Raw genomic sequence first — 9,149 nt, 5'->3', positions numbered from 1 at the left:
CCAACCCGGCCGCGCTGCCGCCACTCAGCCGCTCGATCGTCTTGGCGATCTCGGGCATGTGGACGTGCTTGAGCAGACCGTAGGGCACCAAGTTCTCGTTGGTCTCGGCGTAGCCGAACTTGCTGTCGGCGCCGCCCCGACCGGCACCGGAGATGCCAGTCTTTGCGTCGATCACGATGTTGCCAGGCTCGATCAGCTTGTTGACCAGCAACGGCGCCAGCGCGTTCAGCGTCGCCGCGGGGAAGCAGCCGGGGTTGGCGACGCGGGTCTGACCCTCGATCTGGGCTGGCCAGACGTCGGCCAAGCCGTACGCCCAACCCTCGACGTAGCGGTGGTCGCCGCCGATGTCGACGATCTTCACGTCCTTGGGAACGCGCGCCAGCGCCTCGGCCGAGGCGCCCGTGGGCAGCGACGCGAACAGCACGTCGAGCTTCGGCAGGGTCACAGGGTCCCACTTCTCGATCACCAGCTCGGCCAGCTTGGCCGGCACGCCGGGGAAGCGGTCCACCAACCGGCTGCCGGCGCTGCCCTCGCCCGCGGCGTAGATTAGCTCGAAAGACGGGTGGCTCGCGACCAGGCGCATCGCCTCGCCGCCGCCAAAACCGCTGATCCCGACAATGCCGACGCGAATGCTCATGGTGGTGTCCTACTGCTGTCGTGAGCGAACAAGTTTAGCGACTCGCGCCGCGAGGCGCGGCGGCTCGCTATACCAAACCACGGCGTTTTCACACAGCTTCGGTCGTTTCCCAACTATTTTCGTCTATACCGACGTGCGACGGTGGACACCCAAAGCCTCACCGGCCGGCGTCGCAAAGAAATTTGGGATATTCGCGCCTGACATGGCCGAGCGCGATCCGAGACCAGCGCAGATTGCCTCATTTCGATAGCCGTTAGTGTCCGCTGAAATTTGCCGGCCGGCGTTCGAGGAAGGCATTGATTCCCTCGCGAATGTCGGTTGTGTGGACCATCTGCGCAAACTGGCTGGCTTCGACAGCCAGACCCTCGTCGATGGGAAGATTGATCCCGCGCGTGACGCTCGCCAGAGAGGCGCTGACTGCGACCGCCGATTTTGCGATGATGGTCGCAGCGAGTTCCCTCGTTCGCTCCAGCAGCCGGGAAGCGGGCACGACTTCGTTGATGAGACCGATACGCGCCGCCTCCTCGGCTGAGATCGAGTCGCCGGTTAGGATCAGCTGTAGTGCGCGCTTCCTACCGATGTGGCGCGGAAGGCGCTGCGTCCCGCCAAACGGAGGAGGGAAACCAAGGTTGATCTCGGGTTTGGCAAAGCGGGCCTGCTCGCTGGCGATGGCCAAAGGGCAAGCTTCGACGACCTCGCATCCCCCGCCGAAGGCGATGCCATTAACGGCCGCGATGATCGGCTTGGGAAAGTTCTCCACGCGCCTGGTCAAGGCCTGCCCGCGCCCGACGAACTCCCGCATGGCGGTGGTCACGCCGGCCTCAACGCTGGACGAGAAACCCGCGATGTCGGCGCCCGCGCTAAATGCCTTGTCGCCGGTGCCGGTCAAAATCACGATGCGAATCGCATCGTCCCGCTCGATCGCATCGAGGTGCCGCTGGATCCCGTCGATGGTCGCGTAGTTCAGCGCGTTGAGTTTGGCCGGACGATTAAGCGTGAGGGTGGCGATGTTGCCTTCCACGCCGATCAGTATGGGGTGTTCTGCGGATGAAGTCATGATCCTGATTCCTGCCTCTGTTGCATAGCCGGACGTTGCAATCATTCCCCTGATCAAACAAATTGATAATCTTCTCCGGCGCGTGAGAAATATTCACCCTCCGTGGCCGACGAACCGCGTGTGCCACGACAGTGTTAGCAGAAGGATATTGCGATGCGCCCCCGGTTACCCCCGCTGAATTCACTTCGCCTGTTTGAATCGTCGGCCCGGTTGTTGAGCTTCAAGAACGCCGCAGAAGAGCTGCTGCTGACGCCGAGCGCCGTTAGCCATGGCATTCAATCGCTGGAGGAGTGGCTCGGCGCACCGCTTTTCCTTCGTACGACAAAGGGCCTGGTGCTGTCGGAAGCAGGAAAGACCTATATCCCATTCGTCCGGCAGGCGCTCGACCTGTTGGCCAGCGGGAGCGCAAAGATCGTTAACAAGCACAGCCTCGGCCAGCTTTCGATCAGTGCAGCGCCAACTTTCGGGGCTCGATGGTTGCTGCCGCGGCTGCACAAGTTTCGCGAACTTCACCCCAACATTCACATCGTCATCGATACGTCCCATGAGCGCGCAGAGTTGTCGGATACCGGCGTGGATTTGGCTATTCGTATGGGGCGGGGTAACTGGCAGGGTGTCATCGCCGACAAGCTGGTTGCCGAGGAAATGGTCCCAGTGTGTGCGCCGTCGATCTACGATCGCGTGCGCGATCTTGCTGACATCGAGCAGGCGCCGCTGATTCATGTCACGAGTGCCAGCGAGGATTGGGCGGTATGGGCGACCGAGACCGGCCGCGCCGCGCCCGATCCGGCAAAGGGGTTTCGGTTCGATACCATTCACATGGCATTTCAAGCAGCCTGCCAGGGCCTTGGCGTGGCGATCGGGCGGAAACCCCTGGTCAATGCGGAACTGAGTTCGGGCAGCCTTGTGGAAGTTTGGGAAACCGTCTTCAGCAATACCTCGTATTGGCTCGTCGGCGCGGAGAGCCGCGCGGACGACCCGCAGATCGTCGCGTTTCGGTCCTGGATTCTCGAGGAAGTCACAGTACCCGCGCTTACCCAGCATTACTGATTTGTGCTGCGCAGCGGCAGCCTCCCAAATCCGCTTGTATCAACGGGGAGGTGCCAGATGGCGGCTCACTACGATTTTCGGCGATTTGGCACGGTCTCTAAACGATGGGAGCAGCTCATTAACTCGACCGGCTTCACTTCCAATGCTTCGGCAATCTGGCAAAGTCCGGCAACTCTTTTTGCAGGAAAGAGGCAATCATCCGCGTTCGGGGAGGGACCGGCTTATTGGCCGCATAAAGGATATGCAGGTCGAAACCTGGAACGGTAAAATCAGACAGGATTCGTTTTAGTCGGCCGCCGGCCAGATCATCGGAACATACGGGTTCCTGCAACACTCCGATTGCTCCTCCGCCAAGCAAAACGGCGTGCAACGCGCGCCAATTGCTCATGCTTAAGGCGACTTCGATTGGCACGGACACTGTTCGCCGATCTCTCTTTTGCAAGGGAAGCCGGCCGTTATTGAACAGACCCGACACACGGGCAAAGGGATGCCTGGTGAGATCGGCTGGCGTTGTCGGCTCTCCACAACGATCAAGATAATTGGGCGATGCCACCAGCACACGGGACACATGGCCCAGTTTGCGCGCAACGAAGCCGCCCTCGCCGGGATCTCCCAGCCGGAGCGAAATATCGACGCCTTCGGTGGTCGGGTCGACAATGCGATCATTGAGCACCAGGTCGATTTTGAGCTGGGGATGACGATCACGAAGGCGGAGCAGAATGCGCGGCAACACGACTTCGCCCAAGCCATGGGGCGCCGCTATCCGCAATGTGCCGCGCAAGGGCATATCCTCATGCACACTTGCGAGGGCGTCATCGGCAGCTTCAATGGCGAGCTTGCAGCGCTCGTAGAACACCGCGCCTGTATCTGTAACTGAAATCGTCCGCGTATTACGGCGCAGCAGGCGCAAGCCAAAATCTGCTTCCAGACGTTCGATCCGTTCGCTGACGGCTGGCTGGCCGATACCAAGATCACGAGCCGCGGCCGACATGCTGCCCCTCTCTACGACGCGTACATAAACGCGCATTGCCGCTAGATAATCCATGCGCCGAATATATCGGTTGATCCGATAAATAAAAGCGGATCAAGCGGCCTACCGATCGGTGGTGCTTTCATCCAAGTATGAGCCGCCGCTTCGCTCACACCGCGGAAGGGGCGGAGATCGGTTTCAACTCGTTAATTGTCAGGACGGTTTATGAGCATCGCCAGACTCTACATGCTTCAATCGGGCACTCAGCGGTGCAAGGTTCACGATATCAGGATGAACCAGGGTAACGGAGCCGACTACGAGATACCTGTCCCGTGGTTCCTCCTTACTCATCCCAAGGGCAATGTCGTCATCGACGGCGGGCTGGCGGCGGAGGGGTTGGCCGATCCGCGCGGCTATTGGGGTGCTTCGGTCGATTCCTACAAGCCCGTGATGACTGAAAACCAAGGCTGCATAGCGCAGTTGGCGATACTTGGCCTTGCTCCCGAAGATGTTCGTTTCGTCGTGCTGTCGCACCTTCATTCCGACCACACCGGCGCGATCGGTCGCTTTCCCGATGCAACGCACATCGTCCAGCGGCGCGAATATGAATATGCCTTCACGCCCGACTGGTTCGCCGCAGGGGCCTATGTCCGCAAGGATTTCGATCGTCACGGGCTACGTTGGCAGTTTCTCGAGGGCGACGCGACCGATCACTACGATCTGTTCGGCGACGGTGTGCTGCGGATGGTCTTCACACCGGGACACACGCTCGGCCATCAGTCCTTTCTTGTGACGCTGCACAACAGCGGACCGGTCTTGTTGGCTGCCGATGCCGTTTATACGATGGATCACTGGAATGAAAAGGCGCTTCCTGGCTTCATGGCGTCTGCCGTGGATTCTGTGCGGTCGGTGCGTAAATTGCGTGCGCTTGCGGAACAGGTCGGCGCTACTTTGGTCACGGGGCATGACCCCGAGGCATGGTCAAGTTTCAGGCTTGCACCGGGCTATTATGACTAATCGGCCACTATTAGATGGCAGGGATGAGCCGTCCGCCCTTTAGCGTTGGAGACGCGGCAAATCCCCGGGATTTGGATGCGCTTCATGACGCGATCTTTGACTACTCGATATCGGCGAAAGCTCATGTCTAGGATGGGGCGGCCCCGCCATGTATTTAGCTGGGCTCCAGCCCGAGTTTCTGGCGCAGTTCTCTTCCGGCGTGAACAAAAAGCGATTTGACCGCTGGCGTTAGGCCAAGCATGTGGATGCAGGCGTGAACCATCCCCTCGAGGAGAATGAGCGTAGCTGGAACACCATTTTCTTGAAGCTTGCGCGCGTAGGCTTCGCCTTCACTGCGCAGTGGATCGCATTCGTTGACCATGATTGTCGCCGGCGGCAAACTGGATACGTCGGCTCGAAGCGGCGTAGCGTAGATGGGGGGGCGCCGACAGTTGTTCTCCCAGATAGGCATCCCAGCAAAACTTCATTGTGTCGCGCGTCAAGTAATGTCCGTTGGCAAACTCCACGTATGAGGTCGTGTCGAAATCGGTATCCACCGCTGGATAGAAGAGGAGCTGATGGGCGATTGGCGGCCCACGGCGGTCCCTTGACAGCAGCGCGGCTGCGGCAGCCAGATTTCCGCCGGCGCTGTCACCAGCGATAACGATACGATTTCCGTCGATCTCCAGTTGCTCCGCATGTGCAGCAACCCAACAGAAGGCACGATAAAAATCTTCCAGAGGAGCCGGATACGGATGCTCCGGAGCCAACCGGTAGCCGACTGAAAAGACGACACAACCCGTCGCATTTGCAAGCGCGCGACACGGATTGTCGTACACCTCCAGCGAGACGAGACACCAGCCTCCGGCATGGGCGAAGACGATGGCAGGCAGCCTGTCGCCTTTCTTCGCTGCCACGGGCCAATAAGCCTTGACTGGGATGACGACATCAGGCTCGGCCCCGTCCACGGCAATGTCGTCAATCCGGTCGACGGCTTCCAGCGGGCCCTGCATAGCGATCAGGGCACGGTCAGTTTCCACGCGAATTTGCCCCAGAGAGGCTGGTTGCGCCGCAGGTAGACGGGCCAAGAACGCAGCAATATTTGCATCGATCGTCACCTGGACGGCTCCTCTAAAAAGAAGGGAACGAGCTGCGCATTGAATTCCGAAGGGCACTCTTCCATGATGAAGTGGCCGCAATCGCGGACGATGTCGCCCCGCAAATCTGCCGCATGCGGACGCAGCGTCTCTATCGGTGCATCAGCGGTTGCGTATTCCGAGCCGATCGCCAGAACCGGCATCGAGAGGGGTCTGCGCGCGCGTTCGATATTTTGCCGGATGGTCTCAGGAATAGCCCTATAATAGGCGAATCCCGCCCGGATGCCTCCCGGTGTTCCATAGGCAGCGGCATAGACATCCGCAGCGACACGGTCCCTCCGGTGGGACCATTTGTCGAACATGAAACTCAGATATTCCTTTTCTCGACCTGACGTGAGGAATTCCGGCAGGTCCAGGACCTGGTTGAACATGAAATGCCAAAGGAAAATGTTGTCCGATGGCGGCACGAAGATCTGCGGCGCAGGGACGAGACCGGGAATGACAGCTTCGGTGAGTGCAATTCGTTCCACGGCTTCGGGGAAGTCGCTCGCCAGCGCGTATCCCACCCACATTCCCACATCATGCCCGGCAACGCCGTAGCGGGTATGACCAAGCTGAATCATGAGCTGATGCAGGACGCGAGCCGCCGATCCCGTATCATAGCCGCTATCTGGTCTGGCGGAGTAGCCGGTACCGACCGGATCGACGGCAATGGCCTGAAAGCCATTCTCAGCCAATGCCACCATGACGTGGCGCCATGCATACCAGGTCTGTGGCCAGCCTGGGATCAGGAGGGCGGGCTTGCCGTCGCCACGAATGGAGCAGTGAATCCTCTGTCCGTCGACGCGGACGTAGCGGTGCACGAAGCCTTCGGACCCAAGGTCCGCCGCAAATGAGTCAGTCATGATGTCTTCCTTGAGGATTAGGAAATGCCGAGGATCTTGTTCGTCTGAGCGGTGCTCAGGGGTGTTCCGGCGAAATCATCGAAGATCTTGTCGGTAACGCGGATCGTGTGATCGACAATGAAGGCTGCGCCTTCGCGTGCGCCATCTTCCTGATCCTTCAGACAGCACTCCCATTCGAGCGTGGCCCACCCCCCGAAATCGTATTGGGCGAACTTCGAGAAGATTGAACGGAAGTCGACCTGTCCATCGCCCAGAGAGCGGAAACGTCCCGCGCGATCAATCCACGACCGGTAGCCGCCATAGATGCCCTGGCGTCCGCTCGGATTGAACTCGGCATCCTTGACATGGAACATGCCGATCCGCTCGTGATAGATGTCGATGAAGTCGAGATATTTGAGCTGCTGCAAAACAAAGTGGCTGGGGTCGTAGAGAATCCGACATCGGTTGTGCCCACCGACGCGCTCGAGAAGCATCTCGAAACTGACGCCATCATGCAGATCTTCGCTGGGATGGAGTTCATAGCATAGATTGACCCCTTCCTCGTCGCATGCATCGAGCACAGGTTTCCACCGCCGCGCCAACTCGTCGAAAGCGGCTTCAACGAGTCTCTCGGGACGCTGCGGAAACGGAAAGAAATAGGGCCAGAGGAACGAGCCCGAGAACGTGCCCATCTCGGTCAATCCAAGTCGGCGTGAGGCCTTGGCGGCCAACTTGATCTGCTGCAGTGCCCATTCGCTTCGAGCCGCCGTGTTTCCGCGAAGCTCTGCGGGAGCGAAGGCATCGCACATCGCATCGTAAGCCGGATGCACGGCGACGAGCTGTCCGAAGATGTGCGTCGTCAGCTCGCTTACGGCCAGACCATGCGCGGCCAGAACACCGACGATCTCATCGCAATATGTCTGGCTCTCGGCAGCCTTGCGAACGTCGAACAGGCGCTGATCCCAGGCCGGGATCTGAAGGGCTTTGAACCCCAATTTGCCTGCCCAGTCTGCAATCGTGGCCAGCTGGTCAAAGGGTGAGCGGGCATCACTGAACTGCGCCAAATGGATGCCGGGGCCTTTGATCGTTTTCATTAGAGCTACCATTCTTTGTTGATCGACAAATAATTGCGGCCTTGCATGCCCGTGTCAAGCAGATTATTTGTTGATCGACAAGCATTGGAGTGGGCGCATGGCGGGCAGACCCAGAGAGTTCGACAGGGGTTTAGCGCTTGAGCGCGCTCGCGATCTCTTTTGGACGCGCGGCTATGAAGGCACGTCGATGGCTGATTTGGTGAACGCCCTTGGAATCGCCTCGGCGCGGATTTACGCGGCCTTCGGCTCCAAGGAGGCGCTATTTCGTGAGGCCATAGAGCACTATGAATCAGAGGAGGGCGGCTTTGCAGAACGCGCCCTGTCCGGAGCCAAGGGCATACGTTCCGCGCTGGAAGAGATGTTCCGTGAAGCAATCGCGCTCTACACAAAAGGAGCGAAGGGATGCATGGTCGTCTCGTCAGCAACGAATTGCGCACAGGAGAATGAGGCTGTGGGCGTTTGGCTAGCCCAGCACCGGAAAGCGAGAACGCAATCAATCATTGATCGCTTGTCGAAGGCGAAACGATCCGGCGAAATTCCGAAACATGTTGATGAGGTGGCTGCTGGCGATTGTTGTGCAACATTGCTGCACGGTCTTTCGGTGCAAGCTCGCGATGGCGTCAAGCCGCAGCGACTCCATGCCATGGTGGACTCTTTTTTAACGGCCTTCGATACAATGATTGAACGTCCATTTGACAAAGAACAACGCTTCTAATCCGAGCGAGCTACGCAGACGATTGAATAATGAATCGCTTCTTCGAAGCACAACTTAGCCAGAAGGACGATGTGGCATTTCCCCCGTGTTTCGAAGGCGCTGTGCGTTGGCTAGGCTATAAGGCTTTCCGGCCGAGACGTTCAACGGCGAGCATGAGCAGCAGGGCTGCGGATAAATAACCAGCTTCCTAATTCGTCGGTCCCGCCAATGTCGAGATCCTCAATCCATCCCGCACGGCGATAGAACGCTCTGGCCGACGTGTTGCGCGCTTGGCATTTCGATTTCAGGTAGCCTCCATGCCGGTGTAGAGCTGCATTCAGTAGTGCAGTTCCGATGCCCCGGCGGGAAGCCGTTGGGTGGACATACAGGTGGTGTAAAAAGTCATCTGGCTCATAGACAGTAACGAAGCCAACTACAATGCCTGCCTCTTCAGCGACGTAAATACTCTCCTCGGCGGTAACCTGATCAAACTTGTCGTCGTCGAAGGACGGCCACTCTGCCCAGAAGAATGCTTGCTGGCCCGCCTCGGTGAGGATTAGAGTATTCGTCCGGTGACGCTTTCAATTACCCACAAGTGCCTGATTCAATTGCGGGAGGCTTCGATCGAAGAATCTTGAATCGGATGAATCGCTTGTGATTCATTGTTGAG

The 9,149-nt window shown here is 58.8% G+C and carries 9 protein-coding genes and 1 pseudogene; 3 read left to right on the top strand and 7 right to left on the bottom strand.

Annotated features, from left to right (window positions below):
- Together AC629_RS34985 and AC629_RS34980 are read right to left on the bottom strand one after the other, a co-directional pair.
- Positions 1-637: hypothetical protein (locus AC629_RS34985; RefSeq protein ID WP_084809318.1), on the bottom strand; the 637-nt coding region annotated here is incomplete at its 3' end.
- Positions 638-890: 253 nt separating this feature from the next.
- Positions 891-1,694 carry a crotonase/enoyl-CoA hydratase family protein gene (locus tag AC629_RS34980; RefSeq protein WP_084809320.1) on the bottom strand — a complete coding sequence of 268 codons (804 nt, stop codon included), beginning with the start codon at positions 1,692-1,694 and terminating at the stop codon, positions 891-893.
- Between the two features lie 153 nt (positions 1,695-1,847).
- On the opposite strand from AC629_RS34980, the gene gcvA reads away from it, so the two are divergent.
- Positions 1,848-2,744 carry a transcriptional regulator GcvA gene (gene gcvA / locus AC629_RS34975; protein ID WP_084809317.1) on the top strand — a complete coding sequence of 299 codons (897 nt, stop codon included), beginning with the start codon at positions 1,848-1,850 and terminating at the stop codon, positions 2,742-2,744.
- A gap of 133 nt (positions 2,745-2,877) precedes the next feature.
- On the opposite strand, the gene AC629_RS34970 is transcribed toward gcvA, so the two are convergent.
- Positions 2,878-3,771, bottom strand: coding sequence for a LysR family transcriptional regulator (locus AC629_RS34970; protein ID WP_283848221.1), 894 nt, complete (start codon positions 3,769-3,771; stop codon positions 2,878-2,880).
- A gap of 168 nt (positions 3,772-3,939) precedes the next feature.
- On the opposite strand from AC629_RS34970, the gene attM reads away from it, so the two are divergent.
- Positions 3,940-4,731: an AttM family quorum-quenching N-acyl homoserine lactonase gene (attM, locus tag AC629_RS34965; RefSeq protein WP_084809315.1), complete on the top strand. Its 792-nt coding sequence runs from the start codon at positions 3,940-3,942 to the stop codon at positions 4,729-4,731.
- 154 nt (positions 4,732-4,885) lie between these two features.
- Here attM and AC629_RS34960 read toward each other — a convergent pair.
- The 3 genes and pseudogenes from AC629_RS34960 to AC629_RS34950 all read right to left on the bottom strand — a co-directional run bounded on the left by AC629_RS34960 (position 4,886) and on the right by AC629_RS34950 (position 7,785).
- Positions 4,886-5,723, bottom strand: a pseudogene (locus tag AC629_RS34960) (alpha/beta hydrolase).
- Between the two features lie 101 nt (positions 5,724-5,824).
- On the bottom strand, positions 5,825-6,712 hold the full coding sequence (locus tag AC629_RS34955; RefSeq protein ID WP_084809314.1) for an alpha/beta fold hydrolase: 888 nt from the start codon (positions 6,710-6,712) through the stop codon (positions 5,825-5,827).
- Between the two features lie 17 nt (positions 6,713-6,729).
- Positions 6,730-7,785, bottom strand: coding sequence for a sugar phosphate isomerase/epimerase family protein (locus AC629_RS34950; RefSeq protein ID WP_084809313.1), 1,056 nt, complete (start codon positions 7,783-7,785; stop codon positions 6,730-6,732).
- A 97-nt stretch (positions 7,786-7,882) separates the two neighbouring features.
- Here AC629_RS34950 and AC629_RS34945 point away from each other — a divergent pair, with 97 nt between their 5' ends.
- On the top strand, positions 7,883-8,500 hold the full coding sequence (locus AC629_RS34945; RefSeq protein ID WP_084809312.1) for a TetR/AcrR family transcriptional regulator: 618 nt from the start codon (positions 7,883-7,885) through the stop codon (positions 8,498-8,500).
- 140 nt (positions 8,501-8,640) lie between these two features.
- Here AC629_RS34945 and AC629_RS50780 read toward each other — a convergent pair whose 3' ends face one another.
- Entirely contained in the window at positions 8,641-9,036 is a 396-nt protein-coding gene (locus tag AC629_RS50780; RefSeq protein ID WP_084809319.1) for a GNAT family N-acetyltransferase, read from the bottom strand.
- Between the last annotated feature and the right edge of the window lie 113 nt (positions 9,037-9,149).

The sequence above is a fragment of the Bradyrhizobium sp. NAS80.1 genome (assembly GCF_001908205.1).
Lineage (GTDB): Bacteria > Pseudomonadota > Alphaproteobacteria > Rhizobiales > Xanthobacteraceae > Bradyrhizobium.
The sequence above is the reverse complement of the archived record's forward strand: the minus strand, read 5'-3'. Positions and strand labels throughout refer to the sequence as shown.